The following is a 24435-nucleotide window of genomic DNA, read 5'->3' on the forward strand; positions in this document are numbered from 1 at the left end:
AACAAATATTATCTTATCAATTACTGCTATTCCTTGCAACCCCTTTTTACACTTTATTTTACTTTTTTTTCGTTTTTTGATTTTAACTCATATTTTAGTTAATTTTTTTAATATAAAAAGAGCTAAGGGACATTGTCCCTTAGCTCTTTATTTCAACTCTGGTGCATTAGTTACGTAGTCTTCTACGTAAGACTTTCCATCATTCTCCATTTTCAAACTTGTCTTGTTCTTTTGGGAGTCTTTTAACTTCTTAAGAGCAGTTGATTTTTTATAACTAAAATCAGCTTTATTAACTTTAGTAAAACCATCTAACTTATTGAATCTTAATAGATCTCCATTTAGTACTTGATCAGAAAGTGATAGTTCTGTGGCTACTTTGTTAGTTAGTCTAGATTTCTCTTTATCCGAAATCTTGGTATCAACTTTAGCGGTCTTAGTATTATAGTAAGTACTTCCTACTTTTGTAACATTTGGGGTAACAAAATCACCATTTCTGAATGCAACCACTTGAGAATGCTCAGGCGAAAGTAAATCACTACCAAACTGAACTGTTCCTTTATCGGAAATTCCCATAAGGTTCATCAATGTTGGCATTACGTCAATCTCGCCACCATAAGTATGATTTATACCACCTTGTAGTCCATCCATGTGTATCATAAACGGAACTCTTTGATATTGAGAATTTTGGAAATCATCAAAATTCTTGATTCCGGTTAATTTGGACATAGCTTTTTTATGATTATCAGAAATACCATAATGATCACCATAGAATACAACCATACTGGTTTTGTCTAACCCTGTCTTTTGAAGCCAATCCATAAATTCACCAATAGAATCATCCAAATATCTTGCTGTTTGGACATAACCATCTACAGTTTTATCACCCGTTTTTGTTCTGGCAATTGATTGATTCTTCTTATCCAGATCATATGGATAATGATTAGTCACAGTAATCAGTTTTGCATAGAAAGGTTGTGGTAATTGTTCAATGTACTGTGAAGAATCCTTCAAGAATATCTTATCCTTCATTCCAAATCCAACATTATAATTTTTCTTCTGTTTGTAATAATTAGAACTGAAGAAATAATCATAGCCCCATGATTTATAGGCGTTATCTCTATTCCAGAAACTTGGAACATCCCCATGGAATGCTGCTGTAGTGTAACCATCTTGGTCTAACATAGCAGGCATAGCTTGGAAAGTATTAGTAGTTCCATCAACAACCATTCCTGACCCTTCTGGTAAACCAAATAGAGAATTCTCTAACATCATTTCGGCATCGGAAGTCTTACCTTGTCCTACTTGATTAAAGAAATTGTCGAAGCTTAAGGTATTATCTTCGTGATATATTTTGTTTAGGTTAGGAGTTACTTCTTCTCCGTTAACCTTATAATCAATTAGAAATTGTTGGAAACTCTCTAAATGAATAACAAAGACATTCTTTCCTTTTGCTATACCAGTATATTCAGCATTAGGTGTAACGTAATTGTTATCAAGATATCTCTTAACGGATGTAAGGTCAGATGGTTTTGCATTTGCCTTAATGGCATTTGTTTTTGTCGTCTTTGTCACGTCATAAACATTAAAGGCGTTTAATCCTAGATACTTAACGATATAGTTATTGTCAAAAGTTCTTGTTAAAAGTTGTGGTCTGTCTGCCTCTGCTAGAGAAAGATTTGCTCCAAACAACAATACCGCCAAAGATGTAACTAATACTGGTATTCTCCAGTTTAATCTTCTGATGTCCATTTTAATTACATGGAACGATAGTAATAGAATTAAAATTATTACATCTAAAAATACTAGAAAATCAGTAGGTTTTACTATTCCTAAAATACTTTTACTTAAATTATTTGATGTTGCTGATGAACCCTTGATTAGAGCCATTGTTATAAAATCAGAAAATTCTCTATAGTAGAGAATATTTGAAAACAGCCATAATGTGTCTAAGAAGTCTATTATTAGAAGAAAAATATATGATTTTCTTCCCTTCATGTATAGTGAAAGACCAAATAGTAACAACATAACCGGTATCGGATTAATAATCATTAGGAAAGTTTGCATACTTCCCTTTACACCTAGGTTAAATTTATTTTCGTATGTATATACTGTCTTCATTACATACAGAACAAGCGCTAATAATACGAAACCTAATCGTGTATTCAGAAAATTAGATATCTTCTTAAAAACATTCTTCATTTACTTAGTCTCCAATTTCTTGTCGATATTATCTAGATTAGGTTTTTTGGAAATACCTATGATTCCAAGGAACATTCCTAAATAATATGTAATAAATCTCCACAAAAACATTCCTAAAATAAGTGACGGTCTTGATGGTATAAAAGTTGAAAATAAAGCTTTAAAACTAACTTCTGCTCCACCTGTTCCTCCAGGGATAGGGAAAATAGAAGTAATCATAACTATCATGATTTGCATAACAATAACGTCCACAAAGTTTGCATTGTTGATATGTAATGCTAACAATACAAAATAAACTACAAGATAGTAGAAGAATAACTGTACGAAAGTTAGAAGTGAAGCTTTTATAACTTTCTTCTTTTCCTTCTTTAAAATAAGACTCTCTTGATAGAAATCATCGATACTTCTTAAATATTTTTTAATTATTCTATTCTTTTTTTCTGGTTTTAAGAAAAATAAAGTTACTTTTAAGGTTCCTGATACAAAATGTTTAGTGAATTGATAGTAATACATAACCATTAGTAAAAATGTAATTGTAACTAAATGAATTACCATACCAAATAAAATTAATGATGCTAATCCTGAAAAATGTTTTGCAACACTTTGAAAACTAATCATCATTGCAAAAATAAAGTTAATTAAGACGATGGTTTGAAAAATTATAAATTTCATTAGTAAAACTGAAGTTGCACGTGCTCCTTCAATCTTTGATTGCATTAATCCTACAAGTTGAGCTGGTTGACCACCAGAAGAAAATGGCGTTATCGCATTAAACAATGCCTGAATTAGTGGAATACGGAACATTTCCCACCAACCAAATTTACGATCTTCTTCTTTTTTTAACAAAGTATGCAGCACCAATGCCTCCACTCCGAAGGAGATTAGCATAGATAACACCGCAACTAATAGCCAAAAATAATTCAAATTTTTAAGTATAACTAATAGAGAAGCAAAGTCAATCTTACGTGCTTCCCACCAAAAAATTCCAAAACCAACAAATAGCATAACAAACAATGCAATTACATTTTTTCTATTCATAAATATAGCCTATCTAGTCAAATTATATTGCTCATTGTAGAAATCATACCAAATTTTACTCAAATTATCTTGTGAATATCTTTTAGTTGCAACATCTGATTCTTTTTTCAACACTTCTAGTAAAGATCTATCTTTTTTAGCTTTCTTAATGAAATCTTCCATTTCAGAACGGTCACTAGCTGGATGATAGTATCCACTAATGATTGCTTGATATAATTCCAAATCTCTAAGTAATACTGGTGCTCCACAGCTGAAAGCTTCTAAAACTGACATTGGGAATAACTCATCATATGAAGGAAGTAAGAATATATCACAAATATTATAGTAATTTACCAAATCATTGCGATCTACAATACCTGTAAAAATCATGTTTTTTGGTGCATTATCGATCATATTCTTGTATCGGTCATATCCATCTGTGATACGTCCAAAAGAAAATCCACCTGCCCAAATAAATTTTATATCTGGATTGTCTAAAGCCAATTGATAAAAATCATCAATTCCCTTACGTTCTTGAACTTGTCCATTACCAAAAACTATAAAATCATCTGGTTTTAAATTGTTTTCTTTTCTAAATTTCAGCTTCTGTGCTTCTGTCTTGTGATAGAAGTTTTCAGTTGAAACAAAATTAGGAATATACTTGATTTTTGATCTGTCTAATCCATGATTTACTAACTTATCAATAAAAGTAGGATTAACAACGACAATTTGATCCATTCGCTTATAAAAACTAATCACATATTTGTAAAATACTTTCTTTATTAAATAAGGTAATTTGATGCTTCCTTCAAGTGTTTCAGGTAGAAAATGTACGTATCCAATTTTTCTACCTCTTTTTTTAGAAAAAGTAGATAAATAAAATGGGAAGTTAATTGTATGGTAATGACTCAAATCACTTTTTGAATAATCATTAATAGTAATGTCAAAATCATCTTTGAATCTTTCATTTAACAAGTTAATCAATTCAAGATAAGCACTACCTACACCCTGACCTGCGACTTTATCTGCAGTAGAAAACATGGCAATCTTAATCATTTGTATACTCCTCTGGATTTATTGAAGAATCCGAAAGTTTTTCTTTAATAAAGTATTGTTGTGATTCTTTATAGAAATCAATAATAGAATCTCCAAACTTATCAGAAGAAATATTATAGATAACTTGTTGACGAGCTTCATGGTCATCGAAAGCTTTGGAATGATCCAAATAGGAGATAATCTTTGGTACTAGCTGGTCATCATCATTAAATGTCACACCAACTGATGGATCAGTTAATAGCTCTTCCGTATAAGGTGCACTACGTACCACAATCTTAAGACCGGAAGCTATTGCTTCTATATATGTTAATCCTTGAGATTCTGTATCACTAGAAGAAACAAATAAATTAGCCATGTGGTAATATGGTGAAATTTTATCGTGATCTACCTCACCAGTAAATATTACATTTTCTTGAAGGTTAAGATCATCAGAAATTTGAACTAATTCTTTCATATCAGGTCCACCACCAACGATGACTAACTTGATTTTAGGATTATATGCCAAAAGTTTTGGCATACATTCCAACATATGGTCAATTTTCTTCTCCATCGCAATTCTACTTAACATCAAAATGACAGGTGTATCATCATCTAATCCTAGCTTTTTACGTAGATTTGCTGTATTAACTGGTTTTGTATATTCAGAAATATCAACACCAGTTGGAATAATTTTTATAGGTGCAGATATTTTATATCTATCAAGTGTTTCTTTAACTTGTTCACTTGGAGCAACAACACCTGAAGCACTCTTTACAAACATTTTAGTCATTTGCTTAACATGGTATGGCTTTAATAGGTGACCATTTAGAACATAATGTAAATAGTCTTCATACATTGTGTGATATGTATGTATGAAGGGAATTTTTAATTGTCTAGCAACAAATTTTCCTATTAATCCCAAAGAAAATTCTGTTTGGGTATGAATTATGTCTAATTTTAATTCCTTTGCCAAATCTACAGCGTGGAACATCCCTCTAATCGCAACTCTACGATCTTTAAATGAAATAAACGGAACACTTGATAACCTAAATATATTGGGTTCAATTGTATCCTTCGAAACATTGGGGTCAGTTGTAGTGAAAATATATACAGAATGACCTTTTCTTTCTAAATCATTTTTTAATGTTTGAATTGATGTAGCCACTCCACTTACTTGTGGGAAGTAAGTATCAGTGAATATTCCGATGTTCATACACACACCTCTTGCTTATTTATAAACTTTATTATAGCAAAAAAGAGGAATCTCTTCCCCTTTTATCTAGTTATTATAGATTTGAAATTATTATTTTGCAGTAAGAAGTAAAAAATTATAACTCCTACAATTAAAACACCTAATTCCCCAAGTGCAACCGTTCCGGCAGAAATCCAGAATGGTAATTTTAAAACATAATGTAGTTCTGCTCCAATAATTAGTCCATTTACTATAGAACCTGTTACTGGAACTATCCAAACATTCTTATAATTGTTTGGTACTCGGGTAATGATGAAACATACTAGAGCAGTAGCAATAGTTCCGAAAACTATATCATAAACTCCAAGTGAAGCACTAAATACATTTGCCACCAGACATCCCATAATCAATGACCAACTATATTTATGGTCAAGAAATGGCAAAATCATTAATACTTCAGAAACTCTAAACTGAATTGGTCCATAAGAAAGTATTGAAATTACAGGTGTTACTGTCAACACAATGTACAAAGCCGCAACAATAGCTATTTTTGTTAATTCATGAGTTTTATTATTCAATTTAAATTCTCCACTGTTTTATTTAAGACAGGTTACCAGTGTTAACTGTCTCAATATTTAATTTCTTTCAATTCCTCTAAGTTCTAATTCTTTATCAATTTGTTGCAAAACACTTTGCAAGTCATCTTCATTTTCAACAAAATTAAATTTGTCACCGTCAATTTTCATTTTAGGACTGTAGTCATAGTTGTCATACCAACCATCATATCTTTTAAGTAGTGATTTATAGTAATTTTCCAATGTACTATCTTGTTCAAGCTGTTCGTAATCACGACCTCGTTTTTGAATTCTGTTAATCATAGTTTCATATGATACGTCGATATGAACTAATAAATCTGGGGCTTTTTTATCAGCAGCATATGGAAGCTCCTGCATCATATTATCCAAAAGATCATCATAAACTTGCACTTCTTGGCTTGTTGCACGTCCCATATCGGCATTCATATGGAAAAATAGAGAATCTTCATAAATAGAACGATCTAAAACATTATTGTCATCCGACATTGCTTGCTTAATAGAATCAAAACGTTTATTCAAAAAGTATATCTGCAATAGAAATGCATATTTTTTAGGATCTTTATAAAACAAAGGTAAAACTGGATTATCATCTACTTGCTCATAGAATGCTTCAGTTCCTAAGTGTTCAGATAAAAGTGTTGCTAATGAGCTCTTTCCGGCGCCAATTGTGCCGCTTAATACGATCATCATTTTGACCCTCCCTATAAAAAAATTACTTTTATATCTTACCACTTTAGTTAGTAAATTCTATGGACTTTTTTTATGAAGAATTTACAAATGTTATTCAATAGTTGATAACTGGAACTATTTAGAATAAAAAAAATAATTATAATAGATATTGCATTGTCATATATAAAAATTTTATAATACATTAGTAATTGTGAAAAAAGTATAAAGGGGAAATTATGATTATTTCAAAATTCAAAAAAATAATTATTGTTTTGTTTGGTTTATTTATAATTTTGGGAAATATTAAGCCAACAACTGTCTCAGCCGCTTCATATTCTAGTTCAGATATTATATCTAGTGCTGAGATTTCAAGCAACAAACCTAGCTATAGCTATAGTAGTAGTGTGAGTTTAACCTACGAATTTGACGCTTCAGGTGTTGAATTAAAGAACGGTGACACTTTAACTATAGATTTACCTGAACAATTGAAAGTAAGCAAACCAGGTACAACTTTCGATATAACAAACGAACTTGGTGAAGTTATTGGTAATGTTACTCTAAATGCCGACAACACTATATCTGTTAACTTCACGAACGTTGAGGGAGTTGACGACCTAAAAGGTAAAATCGAAATAAACGATGGTATTACACCTAGTAAAAATGCCAATGTAGGTATGAACGACGTCGTATTTGAAACTATGAATGGTGAACAACATAGTGATATGAACATCGCAGTATCAACATCTAATACATCTAAAAAAGGTGTACTAGGTCAAGATGATGAAGGAAATCCTGTAATCACATGGTCTATTTTGGTAAATAGAAATGAACTTGACCTAGGTACAATCAATGTTGAAGATCGTATTACTGATCCTAATCTAGAATATATTTTAGGTTCTGCATCAATTTATGAAGCTACTTGGAAAAGCGATGGTATTTACAATACCGGAAGAGAACTAAATTCTGGCGAATATATTATGCAAGAAATGACAGACGGAGTTAATGTAACTATTCCTGATGCCGGTGCACAAATGTATGTAATTAAGTTACAAACAAAAGTAGTGCCTCCAGAACTAGCAAATGATGGAACTACCGTATTCAGAAACAATGCAAGTATGACCTGGAATGGTAATGGTACCGGAGAAGGCTCTGTCGCAGGTGAAGACAGTTCTTCTGCAAAGGTAACATCAAATGTCAACACAGGTAATGGTAGTGGTAAAGATAGAGGTTCTGCCACACTACAAAAAACTGACGCAGATGATGACAGTATTCTTGTTCCCGGAGCTACATATGGTCTCTTTGATGAAAATGATGTTCTAATTGATTCTAAAGATACTGATGCGAATGGAAAAATAACTGTTGAAGATTTAAAACATGGTAACTACTACTTTAAGGAATTAAATGCTCCAGATGGATATGAAATTAATGAAGATGAAATTCATTTTACAATTAATTCAGAAAATACTGTTGTTAATAATTTAATGACATCTGATCCCAAATCTGAAGTTCCTGTAATTCCTATTGATCCCGTGGAACCAATTAAACCTATCGATCCTACTACTCCGGTAGATCCTAATCCAGTTGATCCACCTAAACCTATCGATCCTGTTACTCCGGTAGATCCTAACCCAGTCGATCCACCTAAACCTATTGACCCTGTTACTCCTGTGGATCCTAATCCAGTTGATCCGCCTAAGCCTATCGATCCTGTTACTCCTGTGGATCCTAACCCAGTCGATCCACCTAAACCTATTGATCCTGTTACTCCTATAGATCCTAATCCGGTTGATCCGCCTAAGCCTATCGATCCTGTTACTCCGGTAGATCCTAATCCGGTTGATCCACCTAAACCTATTGATCCTGTTACTCCGGTAGATCCTAATCCGGTTGATCCAATCAGCCCAATCACTCCGATTAATCCTATAGGAACTGATCAAAGTAATAGCAATGGAAAACTTCCACAGACAAGCACTAAAAAAGATACTCTGATGATTTCAACAATTGGAACATTGTTGCTTGCAGGTGTTGCTGTATTATTTACTAGAAGAAATAAGAAATTAACCAAATAAAAAAAGCTTTGAGTCATAACAGACTCAAGGCTTTTTTATTATCTAAGAATGTATGTTAAAACTTGGCTAGCATCAACATAAAGATCTTCATTGTATCTTAGTAATTGAGTTCCATCACTCATAGTAACAAGAACATCTGAGTGATGTAGCAAGTTATCAGGGTTAATCAACATCATTAATGAAATACCGCTCAATGTTGTAGGACCCACTGGCTTATCAATTACATACGGAAAATTACCAGTTTCAATCTTTGTAACAGTTGGTAGAGCATATTCGGTTGAAGCATCTGTAGTAGCAGCGCTAGCATTTACTGATGATACACTTCCAACAAATCCTAAAGCTAACATACTAATAATAAAAACATTAATTAGTTTCTTCTTCATAATCTCACCTCTTGTATAATTTTATAATTTAATTATACATTAGATAATAAATTTATACTATCTAATTTTAATTAAGTGAGTACCTTAAAGTTGTTTTTAACTTACTTCTATCTACTTTTCTAAAATCTGACAAATAAATTTCTCTGTGTGCATATTTTTCCATGATATTATTTCTAGTTAGATTATTTTGCTCCATAAAATCCTCCATTATCTTAAAAGATTCTATTTCCGTTTCAAATGGACCTTTATGCAAAATTTCTATAACTTTACCATCACTGATTTGCTCAAACTTAATATCGTCAATTAAAGCTAGGTCTTTTTTAGACTTAACATCGTTAATACTTTCTTCAAACATTTCTTTAGTGACCTGATCAGGCTGTCTTATCATTATCTTATATACAAGTGCATCTTTATTTAAATATTCATCTCTTGAACCATCTGATGTGGTCCAAACACCCTCAAGTGGATAAACAGTATATTCAAAAGGTTCTGTATATACCCCTTTTTTTAGGGCCATTCTCAAATTATATGCAACAGGATATAAAGTTGAAATTCTATCAGAAAACTCTTGCTCATTTGGATTACCCTTACCAGAAATAGTAATATAGCTATATGTTGGTAAATCTAATACACTTACCTCTTTTGGTAAATAAATATCTTTTTCGGATTTTCGCCATTCGTATTTCATATTATTTCTCCTTAGTTTGTTCAAATTATATCAACTACATTGTTATAATTATAAAATACTTGGAGGATAAATATGCGAAAAATAATTTTTTACGGCTGTATCTCATTAGATGGATACCTTGCAGACAAAACAAATAAAAACATCATTATACCTACAGAAAGCCCAGTGGATTTAGCCAACTCTCTTGTAAAAGAAGATGGTAAAGATATCTGGGTTGTTGGTGGCGGAGAAATAATAACAGAATTAATTGAAGCTGATTTGGTTGATGAACTTATAATACAAATAGCACCTATCCTCCTGGGGGATGGTAATACGCTGTTTAAAAAACTTAATAGCTTAAGAAGATTTAAACTTACAGAAACAGTTACTTATGGAGACGTAGTAGAAATAAAATATACAAAATAAAAAAGACCTCTAAGAGGTCTTTTTTATAGCTTTCTTCCACATAATGGACAATACAATGGTCGAATGCGAACTTCTTCTAATGTACCATCCAATATTGTTTTGACATAAACCTGTTCAAGGTTTTCTTTTGAACAGTAAACACATCCCTGCGATGTGACATTTAAATCAATTCCTAACTTACTCATCATTGCCGAGTCCTCCTCAAACAATTCCCTAAAATGTAATAATAAAATTACATCCAAAGTAAGTTTATATTATTATAATAAATATTGCAATAAATGAAAACAAATTATAAAACTACTTATAATATAAGTGGTTTTATTTATTCTAATAAATATTAAATTCGAGGAATTGATCTTTATTACTTAATTACCTCATTGTTTTTGTCCAAAATATTTATAACTAAAATTATGATAAATATGATTAAGACAACTTCAAATACAGAATGCATTCCTTTCAATACTATAGTGGACATTACAGTATCCATTTTATTTCCTAAATATGCATGGTTAGTAGAACTTATAAAATTATTAATTTGTTCAAACGAAATACTATTACTAATATGTACAGAGTTATTAATAGACAAATTGAATATTAATCCAAATATTCCGGTCATTAATGTTTGTCCTAAGGTTCTGCCCAATGTCAGCATAGATGATGCAACACCAACACTATCTTCCGGGACAACTCTTTGTGATAGTAAAGTATTCATTGTTATAACAATCCCTAGTCCAGCACCAGTAATACCAGCAATTATATAAAAGATTATTATTGATACATTTTTAGTTATAAATATTAGTGGAATATATGACAATCCCATTAAAGTTACGATTGGAATGGTTATTCTCTTAGGAGCATATTTTTTGATCAAGTAACATACAAAAAATGACATAATTAACCACATTACCGGGCTTGGCGTTACAGCAAGTCCCGCCACTGAAGCAGAAACTCTATAAATTGACTGCAACTAAATTGGAAAATAAGTTTGAAATCCAATCTGTATACCGCTTAATAATAATGCAGTTAAAATTTGAATTGTGAATAACTGATTTTTAAATAATTTAAGCGGTATGATCGGATCGATTGCTTGTTTTTCAGAAAAGAAGAAAATAAATAACGAACTAACAAAAATAATTCCAAGAATTATCAAATATACGTTTTTAATATTATTACTTCCAAAAATTTGTAAAATCATTAATAAAGTAACTAAAACAATAGATAGTGAAAACATTCCTTTAAAATCAATTGGTTCATTGGATTGTTCTCTTTTATTTTCTTTCAAACCAAATGTTACTAAAGTCAAAACAAAAATTCCCAGCGGTACATTTATAAAAAATACCCAGTGCCAATTTAGCTTATCAACTATGAACCCTCCGATTAAAGGACCAAGTAGTGCAGATATTCCCCAAGCTGTATTATTCAATGCAATCATATTTGATCTTCTATCATATTCAAATAAATCAGCAATTATTGTAAATGTTATAGGCATTATTGCTCCGGCACCAATACCTTGTATTGCTCTAAAGAAAATTAATAGGTAAATATTAGAAGCAATACCACATAAAAGCGAACCAATTGAAAAAACCAGTAGTCCAACTACAAAAATCGGTTTTCTTCCAACTCTATCTGATAGTTTCCCATAAATTGGTGTACTTACAGAGGTCGTTAATAAGTACATTGCGAACACCCAACTCTGCACAGAAAGTCCGTTTAACTTACTAATAATTGTTGGTAATGCAGTTGTGATAATTGTTGTTTCAACAGAGGTCATGAAAGTTGCAATAAATATAGCTATCATTACCAAAGATAAGTTTGATTTATTAACTTTAGTCAAAAAAACATCTTCTTCCATTGTTTTATAACTATAGAACTATAAGATAAAAATAAACTGGATTCTACAAAGAATCCAGAAAACCAGGTAAATATTCATCAAAAGTATTTAAATTTAGCGAGAGAAATTTATTTCTTGATTCCCTTCGGGTGTTAGTAAGACCCACTGATCTTAGAATTTTAAAATGATATGAAACTGTTGACTTACTTATTGAAAGCTTATCTCCCACCTCTCCACAAGTCATCTCTGAACCATTTGAGTACAATATTCGAATCATTCTAATTCTATTAGGATCTGATAGCACTTTAAATATTTCTGATCTTTTCATATCTTTTTGTTCTATTGTCATAAACATATGATACAACCAAAATTATAATTATACAAAATATTGTATTAAAATATCAGTCAAAGTAGACATATATTGTGATTTTAAAATTTTTGAATGCAGAAAAGAACTTAATCTTTTACTTAGAATCTTACCAGAATATCTTCATTGTTTATCATATAAAAGTGGCTTTGTTACTCGCAACTAATATTTGTGGTTCAATTTTTTAAAAGGTTAATTTCATTATTACTTACCACTTTATCATATTCATCAAATATTGCAGAAAAACTTCTGTCTAAGAAGACCGCTTCATTACCATTTTCCATAAAATTTAGATTCGAATTTATAAACAACCCAAAATGTTCTAATTCTTGACCGCTTGCCGAAGAAACAGAATTGTTTTTCATTCTACTCTTGATGTAACGCTCAAATAACTTCTCACTATCACATGCCCACATTATCCTTCTAAGTTCAAAAATATTAACAATCCATACATCTAAGTTATCTTCTTTTGAATCTTCATTACTTACGAAACTTTCCGGAGATTCTGATAAATTATAATAATCATCTAAAGTTACCACAATTTTAAAAATGTTTTGATTATTTTTTTTTAGTGAAAATACATTTTCTTCTTTATTATTATAAAAATAAATTATATTATCCCCATCATTAATGTAATTTTCTACCCTTTTTGCTTGCTTATAGGCAGACAATGGAACTGATTTAAATTTTTGTAATAATCTTTCTCTGGCTATTTCCTTATTTCTAGGAACAGAATGAAATTTACTTCCTTTACACTCAATAATATAAATACTTTTTTCATTAAAGCAAATAATATCTTGCTCATATTCTTGGGATATGTAATATCCTTCCTCTATATTAAATTTTGATAAGTAATTTGAAAATTCTTCATAAACAAGATTTTGAAACAGTTTTCCCCTTTTTTTCCCCAGATCTCCTTTGTTTAATAGTCCTCTATAAATATTGTCAAAAACAAACTCTGGAGATGATGGAATGAAGTACCCATCTTCAAATTCAATTCCTATTTTTCCTGTAAATATTTTTTTAATATCGGATAAATATTTCTTTTCTCTATTAAAGTCTTTCGCTACAACAAAAAATGAATTATTTAAACTAATATTAAATTTTTTTGTCAATTTCAACATTTCTTCTTTGCTAAACCACCCCTTAGCAAAATCGCAATTTGAAGTTATTTCCAAAAAGAACTCACATAATTCATAAATAGATACACCATAAACATATTCAGATAATTTATTAAATTTTCTAAATATGTATAAGTAATCACCTATGGATATAGTACTGTAATTATAAGAATCTTCCTGATATGCAATTTCGACATCCATTAATTCAAACGCAGACGTAAATTTATTATCTTGGTCCATTCTTTCTATTAAATCTATTTTCTCAAAAGATTTAATGATAGATGTTAATATATTTTTCTCATTTATTGGTTGAACTTTACTTGAAATATATATATTTTTTTGTTTATGATGTAAAGATAGAAGTACACATACTTCGTTCATAGTTCTAATTGAATATTTCTCTTCATAAAATTTTCTATCCCATATGAATTTGTTAAACATTTGACACAATTTTCTATTATTATATTTTGAATAATGTTTTTTACTAATTTTCAAAATTTCAGGGATACTATTGGCACTAGTGATTCTGTTACTGACATTCATATATTTTTTATAGTACATTGATTTTCTACTTTCTCATCTCGATAATTAAGTTTTAAAAAATTAAAATATCTACCTAATTATGTTAGGTATATTTATTCGAATTAGTTATACAGTATATATTTACATTTTCAGCAGGACCATCAGGATTTAATTGACTATAAATAAAATTACTATGATCTACATTTGAAGAACAATTACAACTATAATAATCTAAATTATAATCTAAAATTATTGATTTAACAAAATTAAAACTGTTTAAATTTATAGATTCGACAGCTTCAATTAAATGTCAAATCTCTTTACAATAGAGCCTTTTCCTCTAAATAATAAATGATTGAAAGAAATTCAGTAATAAATCGATAACATAAAAATATTATAATATATATAAAACGTCTTTATATGTACCAATTTTTGGATTCATAATCTCACTACCAAGCTATTTTTACATGAATAAAATTGTTATCTTCAAAAATAATAAAAATATTTAATCTATCAAGACATGTAATATCAAGACCGATTATAAACTTTACAAAGATTTTAAGACCTATTTCTACATTCATAATTTCAAGAACTGTATTTAATTTGTTAATTTCTTCAAAATTATTGTGATCGGTTACAACAACAAAATCAATCTTGTTAATTTAATACTCATAGCTAATATAAGAAATATTAATTCTTCACTTGTAATTTCAAATAAACTATAATCAAAACATACTTCAGAAAAACCTTCTTAATTTATTGTCAATTCTATATCAACTTTAATAACAAATAAAAGGTCCTACTTTATAAGTAGGACCTTTTATTTGTTATTAATAATTTCAATGCTTGTTGCACATCCCATTCCACCACCTATACATAGAGTTGCTACTCCAAATTTCTTATTATTAAATATTAAACTATGAATTAATGTAACTAAAATCCTAGCCCCAGAAGCACCAACGGGGTGACCTAAAGCTATAGCACCTCCATTAACGTTAACTTTCCCCTTATCTATTTGTAACTCCTTAATAACTGGTATTGATTGTGCAGCAAATGCCTCATTGATCTCAAACAAATCAATGTCATTAACTTCTTTTTGCTCTTTTTTTAGTACTTTATTCACTGCATCAATAGGACCTAATCCCATTAATTTAGGCTCAACACCTACAAGCGTTCCATAATTCCAAACAGCCACGGGATTTAGTTTATATTTTTTAACTGCTTCTTCACTTGCTAATAGAACACCAGCAGCACCGTCATTTATACCTGAAGAATTTGCAGCAGTAACTTGTCCATTTTCTTTAAAAGCAGGCTTCATTTTATCCAATTTAGTAATACTCAATCCTTCTCTAGGATTTTCATCAATATCAATCAAAATATTTGATTTTGTTCTATTATCAAAAAACTTTAAAGGAATAATTTCATGAGTAAATAATCCCTTCTTTTGTGCATTAATTGCCTTTTCCTGACTTTCCATTGAAAAAATATTTAATTCATGTTTTGTAAGTCCATATTTATCAACTATATTTTCGGCCGTTATTCCCATATGATAATTATTAAATGCATCCATCAGAGCATCATTATTCAAAGAATCAACTAACTCTCCGTTTCCTAATCTATATCCAAATCTCGCTTTTTTCAATAAGTATGGAGAATTAGTCATACTTTCCATACCTCCAGCAATTGCTACATCAATATCACCAAGCTGTATCAATTTTGCAGCCATATTAATGCTATGTAGGCCTGAACCACAGACTGCATTTATTGTTGTAGCTGGTACTGTAACAGGTAATCCAGCATTAACTGCTGCTTGTCTTGCAGGATTTTGACCATTTCCAGCCTGTATAACATTACCCATATATACCTCATCAATAGCGTCCAATGGGACTCCAGATTTTTTTGTAAGATATTCAATAACAAGTTTTCCGAGATCTACTGCTGTATACGATGATAATATTCCTCCCATCTTTCCAATAGGGGTACGATAACCATTAACTATATAAACCTTCTTATTCATATTAATCTCCTTAAAATCCGGGAAAAGCTCCACCATCAATATTTATTGAAATACCATTAATATAACCTGTCTCCTCCGAAGCTAAAAACATTACAGCATTGGCTATATCTTTAGGATCAGCTAGTCTATTAAAACCTGTCTGTTTTTTAAAATGATTATTCAAATCAGATTTTTTTTGGTTATTTTTTTGAGAAAGTTCCTCAACAATATTTTCCCATAAGTAAGTGTTAGTCGCTCCCGGATTAATAGCATTTGCTGTAGCTCCATACTTTGCCAAATCAATAGATATAGCTTTAGTAAAAGCCAGCAATGAAGAGTTTATTACTCCTTCAAGTACAAAATTTGGATCCGGTTGTTTACCTTGTATTCCTACGATATTAATAATACGGGCATTTTTCGATTTAATTAATAAGTTATATAGGATTCTAGTAAGACGTATATAACCCAATTCTTTTAACAATATATTGTCATTCCACTGAACATCTGTAATTTCCAATATATTGCCTATGGGTCAACCTCCGGCACAATTAATCAGAACATCAATTTGCTTATAATTTTTACAAATTGTCTGTTTTAATATTTCCAGTTGCGCCAATTTAGTAATATCACATTTATAAAATGAAATATGATTTTTATCATAATTTTCACTGATCAAAAATTCTTGAAATTTCTTTTCATTTCTACCAATTGTAATTAAGTCATAATTATGATTATATAATGCTTTTACAATTTCCTTACCCATGCCACCAGTTGCGCCAGTCACCAATGCAACTCTATTCATGCTTTTTCTCTTCGTTATTATTAATATAATCTTCGATTAATTCAACTTTTCCAATTTCCTCATTATCAAATGTATGTATTTTAATCACTATTTTTTCAATTGGCACACTTAGTAATTCGTTAGTTTTTTTTGTTAATATTGATATGACTCTTCTTTTATTTGAATTAGTCATTTTATTATTAGTATCAATTTTTATAACCGGCATCTTATTCTCCATAACTTTTCCGTTTAGATTTTTCTATCCATGAATCATCATTTCCCATAATACCTGCTTGAGACCAATGTGATGGAGATACAAGATTGATATAAACCTGAATTTCATCAAGATTATTATCAAATTCCTCATATATAATTTTAGTAATAGCTTCGGCCCATAGTTTAGCCTTTTTTTCCGTGATTCCATCCCATGTATCAATTCTAGTTATTGTCATTTTAATTAAACCCTCTCATACTCATATGTTTCTAATCCTTTTTCACCAGATTTAATATGTTCATGTCCAGCTTCTTTAATTATTTCTTGATACTCCGGAGTCAAAAAGCTTTCTCTGTATTCATCTGGATCATTTTCAAACTCTGTAACAAACAAAACACCAGGTGTACTTGAAAATACAGCATGAAACGCTATAAAAGAAGTAACCATTTCATTTTTCTTAACAAACTCAAAGATTCTCCTTTTTCTCCATTCTAAATATGAATCTATATCTGATAATGGAACTTCAATTGTTCTTAATTGCATATATTTTGTTTTGGGAATAAATGTTTTTCTATCTCTAACTTTTTCAACCAATCCAACAATTGATTGATGAAAATCACTGTCCATATATTCTGATTCTTTTTCTCTAAATTCTAGAAATTCGTTACTTTCCAAAAATTTTTGTATCTCAGAAAAATTTTTAATTGTATATAGGACAACTAAACTATATTTTTTAATTCCATTATAAATAACTGAATCACTAATGAGGGTTTTAGCATTCGAATTTTTCCAAGCGGAAATTGCTTCTTTTTTAAATTTTTTTTTATAATCCCATTCCATAACTACTAAGTACTCTGCATTGTCAATTTTCAAATTCATTATTGTTTCCTCCTAATATTCCCTACTTTTATTTAAAAAATCTTTTTCTGAACCACTTATTCCATTTTGAAACCAATCTTCAGGATTCATATCATGAAAAAGTATTAGTATATTGTCTCCTGATATTTCAAATTTTTCTTTAAAATAATTTGTTAGATTAATTGAAACTCTTTTTTTAGAAGAAATGGAATTTCCTATCCATATTTCTATTTCTAAAATAAATAATTCTTCTTTCGTATTAACTTTATTGAAATAACTATTTGTAAAATCAATATTTCTTAGTCTGCTATCTACTGAAAATTTTTCTTCATTAGTGGAAATACCTGATCTACTCATTGTTTTAACATTATCTTGAACGTGAGTTTGAATTTTGTCCGGATAAACTTCTAGATTATTTACAATAATTTCTGTCATCTTTTTGCATGTTTGACATCTATCTTCTTCACTTAAATCTGCTGTCGAATACAATTTCAAGAAAGGCATTTTAAAAGTCCTCCTTTTTAGCCTAATTTAGAATTTTATTAATAAAGTTTGAGACACCCAGTTCATCATTACTGCTGGTTACATAATCAGCTACCTCTTTAATTTTTTGCTCAGCGTTCTCCATAGCTACTCCAACACCACTACCACTAATCATTTCCAAATCATTATAACTATCCCCAAAACTAAGTATTTCTTTTTTAGATATATTATTGTACTCTGCCCATTCAAATAAAGTATCTCCCTTGGAAGTACTCTGAGGTAAGAACTGTAAGAACCAATAGTTCTCTTTCCAAGGAATTAATACGTGGCTATAGGTGTTAGAAAAACGACTATTCATTTTATTTAATATCTCTTCCAAGTTTTGCTTATTATCAATAAAAAGAATGGAATTAGGGAGTTGAATTATCTTTGATAAGTCTTTCTTATATATTTCAATGCCTAAATTATCAGCATAATTTAATGATTTTTTTGATAACTTATCTGTAAATGTTTTTTTAATATAGTTCATATGCATTGTTATATTTTTTTTTCATGTAATTCGATTGCATAGTCAACTAATTCTTTATTAAGTCTTTTATCTAGGATTACTTTCCCATCTAGTATATCGATAATTAGAGCACCATTATTTGAAATAATAAATCCACTCATATTACTTCTTTCTAAATGCTTTCTCGCTGCTTCTGGCATTCTTCCAGTCGCGAAGAAAACTTCTTTTTTTAAAGATATTAATTTATTAATAGATTTAACCGTTTCGATATCTAATTCTCCTTCAGAGTTTAAAACAGTACCATCCATATCCATTGCTATAATTTTGAATTGATCAATATTTGGCATATTTAAAAATTCATCCTAACTTGTTTTTTTTGAGCTTCTATTTTCATATCCTCTCTTTTAGAAAAAAATTGTTCTTTACTTCTAAATACATACGCACCCATGTAACCTTTCATTACAATTTCTCCATTTTGAATAATCGAAAAAACAGTAAACATAGCCCCACCATCGACTTTACAAAAGGGAATTATCTCTACTAGGAATGGTATATTACTTTCTACAAATTTGATGTAGTCAATTTTTGTCTGCATTAATGCAGTAGCTGTATCAAACTTCAATCCTACCAAATGACTCGAGGCAAGTGTAGCCTGTCTGATTGCTTCAAACAATTTTATGCCATCTATATGATCAGATTTATGGTCACTATTTAATTCTTCTAAATCAGGAAAAACTTTGAATCCAAATAAATTTCCAAACCTTTCAGGTTCACTTAACATTACATTTTCATCATGGTTCTTGTGTACATATCCTTTACCAATTTTTTTTGAAGATAAAAATAGTCTACTTTGAGCATCTTTTGAAAGAACTATTTCATCAATCAAACCATAAAAGCTGCTAGGTTTTTTATAATCCCATTCGTAATCAATATCATTTTCTCCACTATATTTATTAAAATGCGTTTGAAAGTACTCAATTTTTCCTAATTCATCTTGAAATATACTTGCTATTTTGAATAAGTCCTTACTACTTTTGCTCTTGATATATGGTAATTCAGGATTAGTTTCATTGATAACAATATCATCGTTTTGAATTTCTCTAACCATTATGGTTCCCCCTTATATTATGAATAACAATTAATTAAAATTATTAAAGATACTAAAAATTGTATTAAATTTAACAAGAATTTGATGATACAAGTTTTCATTAAGTTTAAGTTTTTTATTATTGATAATAATATATCTTCTTCCTAAAGCTTTTTCTTTTACTCCCCAATACAACTATTACATTTACTTTACTAAGTTAAAACTTACCTTCTGAAATACATAATAATTGGATGAAAAATTTCAAAAAAAACTATAGAATCATTTTGTAACTACATCTTGGTTAACTTTTTTCATCAAACTATTTCAAGTTCCTGATATCGACCCTATAACCAAAATCTATAGAGATTACCTTATATATATTTACCCAATACTCATCAAGATTCCGCCTTTTGTGAAGACAATCAAAATTTAATGTTACTGCAGTGTCCATATTATTTATGTCTTCTAACTATTTCATTATTTTATGTGTTTGACTTAGAATTGCATAATTATGAAATAATGTTTCTTTATAAAAACAATTAAAGTCATTTAATTCATTTTTTGCAAAATTTAGTATATTTTCATTAAGCTTATTAAACTTTTAAAAAGTTTCAAATACTTCTTTAGCAACACTTATTGCATTTAACACTTTAGGAAATCCAACATAGGGTAAGCAATGAATGAAAGTTTCTATTATTTCTCTTTGAGTTAGTCCAACATTTAAAGATCCATTAATATGAACTTTCAGTTGATTTTCTGTATCTCCTTGAGTCAATAAACTAGTAATTGTTACCATTTCTCTTTGCTTTAAATCTAATCCTGGACGATTATAAATATCTCCGAATGCAAATTCAAAAATATATTTTCCGACATCTGGTGCAATATTATCTAAAGATTCCATTACTCCCTTTGCAGAGGATCCGTCTACTTTTGAAAGTGTTTGCTTTCCTAGTTCTAATCTATCTATCTTATTTTGGCTTGGCATAAAGTTGTACTCCCTTATTTATTATTTTGTTGCCACCTTGAAAATAACATCTAGAGTTAACTCCATGTCAATAAAAAAAAGCCATTAATGAATGACTTTTTTATCGCTTATTTCTTTTTGCATTTTGTGGTAAATATTAATTTTATTATTAATAAAATTAATATGTTCTTTTATCGTTTCTTGCTCACTCTCCAATTTATGACGTTGATCAAATAACAGTTCCAATCTTTGTGGAATTGTTTCATTACCCTCATATCTGAGATTTGCATACTTTTTAATATTCTTTATAGACATTCCTGTCAGCTTTAATCTTTTTATAAATTCAATCCAAATAAGATCTTTATCATTGTATACCCTCAAATTATTTTCTATGCGTTCAGGTACAATAAGGCATTCTTTTTCATAATACCTTAAAGTATCAATGGAAATATTTACTTTTTTTGAAAATTCCCCAATTTTATACATAATACCCCCCTTGATACTAGCAATTGATTTTGAGTATACTCCATATAGTAATATAAATATATAGTAATGTTTTAATAATTTTCAAAACAGTAGATGCCAAACAAAGTTTTAAATAACTAATAGTAACAGAATTTTTTTTAAAAAGACAACAAATCCATACTTTAATGTCAATCAATTATTGTGGCCACCTAATTAAAGTATTTATATATTTATTTGTAAATAATAAAGTAAAAATCTTACACAAAACAAAAATGAAGATATATAAAATTCTTTAGGTTATATAGACTATTTACGAATGTTCAAGAAAAAAAGATATTTTTCTATTCACTTTATTACTATTAAAATAGAAAAATATTTTATAAGAACTTTCCTGAACTTTTAGTTACTTTCTTAATTTAAGTTCAGTTCAGATAATCATTCGCAGAAATTATATATAAATTTTAAAACTTATTAATATTAATTGTACATAATAGAAGTAAATATATAGAATACATTAAATTTTTTAATATTATTAGCGATCTAAAAATAGATTATCTCCTTGAAACTGATAGTAACCTTCCTCAGAGGCTTCTATTTTTCCAATAATCACATGGGAGAAGAATAGATGTAATTTGCTTCTTTGCATAATTATTTACATGATCGAATGTTGTATTGATGAAAAATTTGGTCATTCATCTACAACATCTGAGGTCTACATTTAGCTGATTCATAAAAAGGTGTGCAAGAAGTGTGCACTTTTAAAAATAGTTTGGATAAAAAAAAACCACTAATTGTTAAATCAACAATTAGTGATCTTTTTTATGCTTTATACATGGTATAAATATGCTATTTATACCGGTGATCGGGGTCGAACCGATACTCCCAAACGGGAACAGGATTTTGAATCCTGCGCGTCTGCCAATTCCGCCACACCGGCAAAATATTACCTTGATAAAGATACAACCACAAAGGCGGTAACCGGATTTGAACCGGTGATCAAGGTTTTGCAGACCCATGCCTTACCACTTGGCTATACCGCCATATCAAAATAAAATTGGGCTAGCTGGATTCGAACCAGCGCATGACGGAGTCAAAGTCCGTTGCCTTACCGCTTGGCTATAGCCCAATAAAAGGGCGGTATGTGGGAATCGAACCCACGTGTGTCGGATCCACAAACCGATGTGTTAACCACTTCACCAATACCGCCATAAAAGGTAGACAGGGATAGTAGGAATTGAACCCACACTGACGGTTTTGGAGACCGTAGTTCTACCTTTAAACTATATCCCTATAATGGAGGGGAGAGGATTCGAACCTCCGAACCCGAAGGAGCGGATTTACAGTCCGCCGCGTTTAGCCAAACTTCGCTACCCCTCCAGAAAAAACAAATGGCGCGGGACGGAATCGAACCGCCGACACATGGAGCTTCAATCCATTGCTCTACCAACTGAGCTACCGAGCCATTACGGTCCCTACGGGAGTCGAACCCGTGATCTCCTGCGTGACAGGCAGGCGTCCTAACCAACTAGACCAAGGAACCAAACGTGAGTGAAACTCACAAAGGAGGATGTGGGATTCGAACCCACGCGCGATGTTACTCGCCTGACGGTTTTCAAGACCGTTCCCTTAAGCCGGACTTGGGTAATCCTCCAAAAATGCTTAAGAATATTAAGATGCATTGCACCTATGACCCGTACGGGATTTGAACCCATGTTACCGCCGTGAAAGGGCGGTGTCTTAACCACTTGACCAACGGGTCGAAAAACGGAGAAGGAGGGATTTGAACCCTCGCGCCGCGTTAGCGACCTACACCCTTAGCAGGGGCGCCTCTTCAGCCACTTGAGTACTTCTCCAGATTAGTGGGCCTAAATGGACTCGAACCATCGACCTCACGCTTATCAGGCGTGCGCTCTAACCAGCTGAGCTATAGGCCCATAATAGCGGCAAAGCGGGTGACGAGAATCGAACTCGCGACAACAGCTTGGAAGGCTGTGGTTTTACCACTAAACTACACCCGCATATCAGGAAATAATACTAAAGTAACTAAAAATTAGTCACTAACGGTCCCTACGGGAGTCGAACCCGTGATCTCCTGCGTGACAGGCAGGCGTCCTAACCAACTAGACCAAGGAACCAAATATTCAGTTTTTATTGCGGGAGCAGGATTTGAACCTACGACCTTCGGGTTATGAGCCCGACGAGCTACCAGACTGCTCCATCCCGCGATAATATTATAAGTTTATTCCCTATAATGGACCTTGTAGGACTCGAACCTACGACCGAACGGTTATGAGCCGTTTGCTCTGACCAACTGAGCTAAAGGTCCGGAATAAATAGCGGCGAAGGGGATCGAACCCCCGACCTCCCGGGTATGAACCGGACGCTCTAGCCAGCTGAGCTACACCGCCAAAACAAAATCAATAAATATAAAACAATCATTGATATCGGGAAGACAGGATTCGAACCTGCGACCCCCTGGTCCCAAACCAGGTGCTCTACCAAGCTGAGCCACTTCCCGTGAAACAATGCACCCAGTAGGAGTCGAACCTACAACCTTCTGATTCGTAGTCAGACACTCTATCCAGTTGCGCTATGGGTGCATATTCATTATAGTGCCGAGGACCGGAATCGAACCGGTACGGTAATCACTTACCGCAGGATTTTAAGTCCTGTGCGTCTGCCAGTTCCGCCACCCCGGCATTACTATAATGAAAGCGGAAGACGAGATTCGAACTCGCGACCCCCACCATGGCAAGGTGATGTTCTACCACTGAACTACTTCCGCATATGCCGACTAGAGGATTCGAACCTCCGACCCCCTGTTTACAAGACAGGTGCTCTGCCAACTGAGCTAAGTCGGCATATCATCATATATAATAATATACCTTGAAACAATTATTCAATTGTTAATACGGGTGAAAGGACTTGAACCTTCACGTCCACTGGACACTAGAACCTAAATCTAGCGCGTCTGCCAATTCCGCC

At 31.3% G+C, this 24435-nt stretch carries 23 protein-coding genes, 22 tRNA genes and 2 pseudogenes; 2 read left to right on the forward strand and 45 right to left on the reverse strand.

Going from position 1 to position 24435, the window contains the following annotated elements; genetic code table 11:
* Positions 1-147: 147 nt before the first annotated feature.
* From EKN01_RS07470 to EKN01_RS07495, 6 genes are all read right to left on the reverse strand, one after another.
* Complete coding sequence (locus EKN01_RS07470) at positions 148-2199, reverse strand: LTA synthase family protein (RefSeq protein ID WP_129045659.1); 2052 nt, start codon at positions 2197-2199, stop codon at positions 148-150.
* Entirely contained in the window at positions 2200-3237 is a 1038-nt protein-coding gene (locus EKN01_RS07475) for a lysylphosphatidylglycerol synthase transmembrane domain-containing protein (RefSeq protein ID WP_129045660.1), read from the reverse strand.
* Positions 3238-3246: 9 nt separating this feature from the next.
* On the reverse strand, positions 3247-4272 hold the full coding sequence (locus tag EKN01_RS07480; protein ID WP_129045661.1) for a glycosyltransferase family 4 protein: 1026 nt from the start codon (positions 4270-4272) through the stop codon (positions 3247-3249).
* Positions 4265-5464 (reverse strand): glycosyltransferase family 4 protein, encoded by a 1200-nt coding sequence (locus EKN01_RS07485; protein ID WP_129045662.1) that lies wholly within the window; start codon positions 5462-5464, stop codon positions 4265-4267. Before EKN01_RS07485 ends, EKN01_RS07480 begins: the two co-directional genes overlap by 8 nt.
* A 62-nt stretch (positions 5465-5526) precedes the next feature.
* Complete coding sequence (locus EKN01_RS07490; RefSeq protein ID WP_099975074.1) at positions 5527-6021, reverse strand: QueT transporter family protein; 495 nt, start codon at positions 6019-6021, stop codon at positions 5527-5529.
* 57 nt (positions 6022-6078) lie between these two features.
* Positions 6079-6726, reverse strand: coding sequence for a deoxynucleoside kinase (locus EKN01_RS07495; protein ID WP_129045679.1), 648 nt, complete (start codon positions 6724-6726; stop codon positions 6079-6081).
* Positions 6727-6944: 218 nt separating this feature from the next.
* Here EKN01_RS07495 and EKN01_RS07500 point away from each other — a divergent pair, with 218 nt between their 5' ends.
* Positions 6945-8777 (forward strand): LPXTG cell wall anchor domain-containing protein, encoded by a 1833-nt coding sequence (locus EKN01_RS07500; protein ID WP_129045663.1) that lies wholly within the window; start codon positions 6945-6947, stop codon positions 8775-8777.
* 38 nt (positions 8778-8815) lie between these two features.
* On the opposite strand, the gene EKN01_RS07505 is transcribed toward EKN01_RS07500, so the two are convergent.
* Together EKN01_RS07505 and EKN01_RS07510 are read right to left on the reverse strand one after the other, a co-directional pair.
* On the reverse strand, positions 8816-9160 hold the full coding sequence (locus tag EKN01_RS07505) for a hypothetical protein (RefSeq protein WP_099975077.1): 345 nt from the start codon (positions 9158-9160) through the stop codon (positions 8816-8818).
* A 67-nt stretch (positions 9161-9227) separates the two neighbouring features.
* Positions 9228-9848: a GyrI-like domain-containing protein gene (locus tag EKN01_RS07510; protein ID WP_129045664.1), complete on the reverse strand. Its 621-nt coding sequence runs from the start codon at positions 9846-9848 to the stop codon at positions 9228-9230.
* 72 nt (positions 9849-9920) lie between these two features.
* Between EKN01_RS07510 and EKN01_RS07515 the strand changes: the two genes are divergently transcribed.
* On the forward strand, positions 9921-10253 hold the full coding sequence (locus EKN01_RS07515; RefSeq protein WP_129045665.1) for a dihydrofolate reductase family protein: 333 nt from the start codon (positions 9921-9923) through the stop codon (positions 10251-10253).
* A gap of 23 nt (positions 10254-10276) precedes the next feature.
* On the opposite strand, the gene EKN01_RS07845 is transcribed toward EKN01_RS07515, so the two are convergent.
* From EKN01_RS07845 to EKN01_RS07700, 37 genes and pseudogenes are all read right to left on the reverse strand, one after another.
* Positions 10277-10441 (reverse strand): hypothetical protein, encoded by a 165-nt coding sequence (locus EKN01_RS07845; protein ID WP_164966395.1) that lies wholly within the window; start codon positions 10439-10441, stop codon positions 10277-10279.
* Between the two features lie 173 nt (positions 10442-10614).
* Positions 10615-12105 (reverse strand): annotated as a pseudogene (locus tag EKN01_RS07520) (MFS transporter).
* Between the two features lie 43 nt (positions 12106-12148).
* Entirely contained in the window at positions 12149-12433 is a 285-nt protein-coding gene (locus tag EKN01_RS07525; RefSeq protein WP_129045680.1) for an ArsR/SmtB family transcription factor, read from the reverse strand.
* 194 nt (positions 12434-12627) lie between these two features.
* The gene (locus EKN01_RS07530; protein ID WP_129045666.1) at positions 12628-14133 is read right to left on the reverse strand and encodes a hypothetical protein; all 1506 of its coding nucleotides are present in this window, start codon (positions 14131-14133) and stop codon (positions 12628-12630) included.
* A gap of 781 nt (positions 14134-14914) precedes the next feature.
* Complete coding sequence (locus EKN01_RS07535; protein WP_129045667.1) at positions 14915-16111, reverse strand: thiolase family protein; 1197 nt, start codon at positions 16109-16111, stop codon at positions 14915-14917.
* Between the two features lie 10 nt (positions 16112-16121).
* Positions 16122-16892 (reverse strand): annotated as a pseudogene (locus EKN01_RS07540) (SDR family oxidoreductase).
* Positions 16885-17097 carry a hypothetical protein gene (locus EKN01_RS07550; RefSeq protein WP_129045670.1) on the reverse strand — a complete coding sequence of 71 codons (213 nt, stop codon included), beginning with the start codon at positions 17095-17097 and terminating at the stop codon, positions 16885-16887. The pseudogene EKN01_RS07540 and the gene EKN01_RS07550 overlap by 8 nt, the downstream one beginning before the upstream one ends.
* A gap of 1 nt (position 17098) precedes the next feature.
* Positions 17099-17323: a tautomerase family protein gene (locus EKN01_RS07555; RefSeq protein WP_129045671.1), complete on the reverse strand. Its 225-nt coding sequence runs from the start codon at positions 17321-17323 to the stop codon at positions 17099-17101.
* A 5-nt stretch (positions 17324-17328) separates the two neighbouring features.
* Positions 17329-17964, reverse strand: coding sequence for a hypothetical protein (locus tag EKN01_RS07560; RefSeq protein ID WP_129045672.1), 636 nt, complete (start codon positions 17962-17964; stop codon positions 17329-17331).
* A gap of 12 nt (positions 17965-17976) precedes the next feature.
* Positions 17977-18447, reverse strand: a complete 471-nt coding sequence (locus EKN01_RS07565) for a hypothetical protein (RefSeq protein ID WP_129045673.1) — start codon at positions 18445-18447, stop codon at positions 17977-17979.
* A gap of 22 nt (positions 18448-18469) precedes the next feature.
* The gene (locus tag EKN01_RS07980; protein ID WP_129045674.1) at positions 18470-18961 is read right to left on the reverse strand and encodes an HAD hydrolase family protein; all 492 of its coding nucleotides are present in this window, start codon (positions 18959-18961) and stop codon (positions 18470-18472) included.
* A 2-nt stretch (positions 18962-18963) separates the two neighbouring features.
* Positions 18964-19281: an HAD family hydrolase gene (locus EKN01_RS07985; protein WP_129045675.1), complete on the reverse strand. Its 318-nt coding sequence runs from the start codon at positions 19279-19281 to the stop codon at positions 18964-18966.
* Between the two features lie 2 nt (positions 19282-19283).
* A complete protein-coding gene (locus tag EKN01_RS07580) occupies positions 19284-20042 on the reverse strand; it encodes an AfsA-related hotdog domain-containing protein (protein WP_129045676.1) in 759 nt (252 codons plus the stop codon).
* A 580-nt stretch (positions 20043-20622) separates the two neighbouring features.
* Positions 20623-21006, reverse strand: a complete 384-nt coding sequence (locus tag EKN01_RS07585) for a carboxymuconolactone decarboxylase family protein (protein ID WP_129045677.1) — start codon at positions 21004-21006, stop codon at positions 20623-20625.
* Positions 21007-21090: 84 nt separating this feature from the next.
* Positions 21091-21471 carry a MerR family transcriptional regulator gene (locus tag EKN01_RS07590; protein ID WP_432264339.1) on the reverse strand — a complete coding sequence of 127 codons (381 nt, stop codon included), beginning with the start codon at positions 21469-21471 and terminating at the stop codon, positions 21091-21093.
* 832 nt (positions 21472-22303) lie between these two features.
* Positions 22304-22387: transfer RNA gene (locus tag EKN01_RS07595), tRNA-Leu, on the reverse strand.
* Positions 22388-22419: 32 nt separating this feature from the next.
* Positions 22420-22490: transfer RNA gene (locus tag EKN01_RS07600), tRNA-Cys, on the reverse strand.
* 14 nt (positions 22491-22504) lie between these two features.
* A tRNA-Gln gene (locus tag EKN01_RS07605) sits at positions 22505-22576 on the reverse strand.
* Positions 22577-22583: 7 nt separating this feature from the next.
* A tRNA-His gene (locus EKN01_RS07610) sits at positions 22584-22656 on the reverse strand.
* Positions 22657-22669: 13 nt separating this feature from the next.
* Positions 22670-22740: transfer RNA gene (locus tag EKN01_RS07615), tRNA-Trp, on the reverse strand.
* A gap of 4 nt (positions 22741-22744) precedes the next feature.
* Positions 22745-22827 (reverse strand) — tRNA-Tyr (locus EKN01_RS07620).
* 12 nt (positions 22828-22839) lie between these two features.
* Positions 22840-22912: transfer RNA gene (locus EKN01_RS07625), tRNA-Phe, on the reverse strand.
* Positions 22913-22916: 4 nt separating this feature from the next.
* A tRNA-Asp gene (locus EKN01_RS07630) sits at positions 22917-22990 on the reverse strand.
* Positions 22991-23011: 21 nt separating this feature from the next.
* Positions 23012-23101: transfer RNA gene (locus EKN01_RS07635), tRNA-Ser, on the reverse strand.
* A gap of 36 nt (positions 23102-23137) precedes the next feature.
* A tRNA-Glu gene (locus EKN01_RS07640) sits at positions 23138-23209 on the reverse strand.
* Positions 23210-23215: 6 nt separating this feature from the next.
* Positions 23216-23303: transfer RNA gene (locus EKN01_RS07645), tRNA-Ser, on the reverse strand.
* Between the two features lie 7 nt (positions 23304-23310).
* Positions 23311-23384: transfer RNA gene (locus EKN01_RS07650), tRNA-Ile, on the reverse strand.
* 13 nt (positions 23385-23397) lie between these two features.
* A tRNA-Gly gene (locus tag EKN01_RS07655) sits at positions 23398-23468 on the reverse strand.
* A 43-nt stretch (positions 23469-23511) separates the two neighbouring features.
* Positions 23512-23585, reverse strand: a tRNA-Asp gene (locus tag EKN01_RS07660).
* A 16-nt stretch (positions 23586-23601) separates the two neighbouring features.
* Positions 23602-23675 (reverse strand) — tRNA-Met (locus tag EKN01_RS07665).
* Between the two features lie 27 nt (positions 23676-23702).
* Positions 23703-23776, reverse strand: a tRNA-Ile gene (locus EKN01_RS07670).
* An 8-nt stretch (positions 23777-23784) separates the two neighbouring features.
* Positions 23785-23858 (reverse strand) — tRNA-Met (locus EKN01_RS07675).
* Between the two features lie 36 nt (positions 23859-23894).
* Positions 23895-23968, reverse strand: a tRNA-Pro gene (locus EKN01_RS07680).
* Positions 23969-23976: 8 nt separating this feature from the next.
* Positions 23977-24050 (reverse strand) — tRNA-Arg (locus tag EKN01_RS07685).
* 13 nt (positions 24051-24063) lie between these two features.
* Positions 24064-24149: transfer RNA gene (locus tag EKN01_RS07690), tRNA-Leu, on the reverse strand.
* Positions 24150-24163: 14 nt separating this feature from the next.
* Positions 24164-24235 (reverse strand) — tRNA-Gly (locus EKN01_RS07695).
* A 3-nt stretch (positions 24236-24238) separates the two neighbouring features.
* A tRNA-Thr gene (locus EKN01_RS07700) sits at positions 24239-24311 on the reverse strand.
* Positions 24312-24435: the final 124 nt, after the last annotated feature.

It is taken from the genome of Companilactobacillus metriopterae (assembly GCF_004117915.1).
Taxonomy (GTDB): domain Bacteria; phylum Bacillota; class Bacilli; order Lactobacillales; family Lactobacillaceae; genus Companilactobacillus; species Companilactobacillus metriopterae.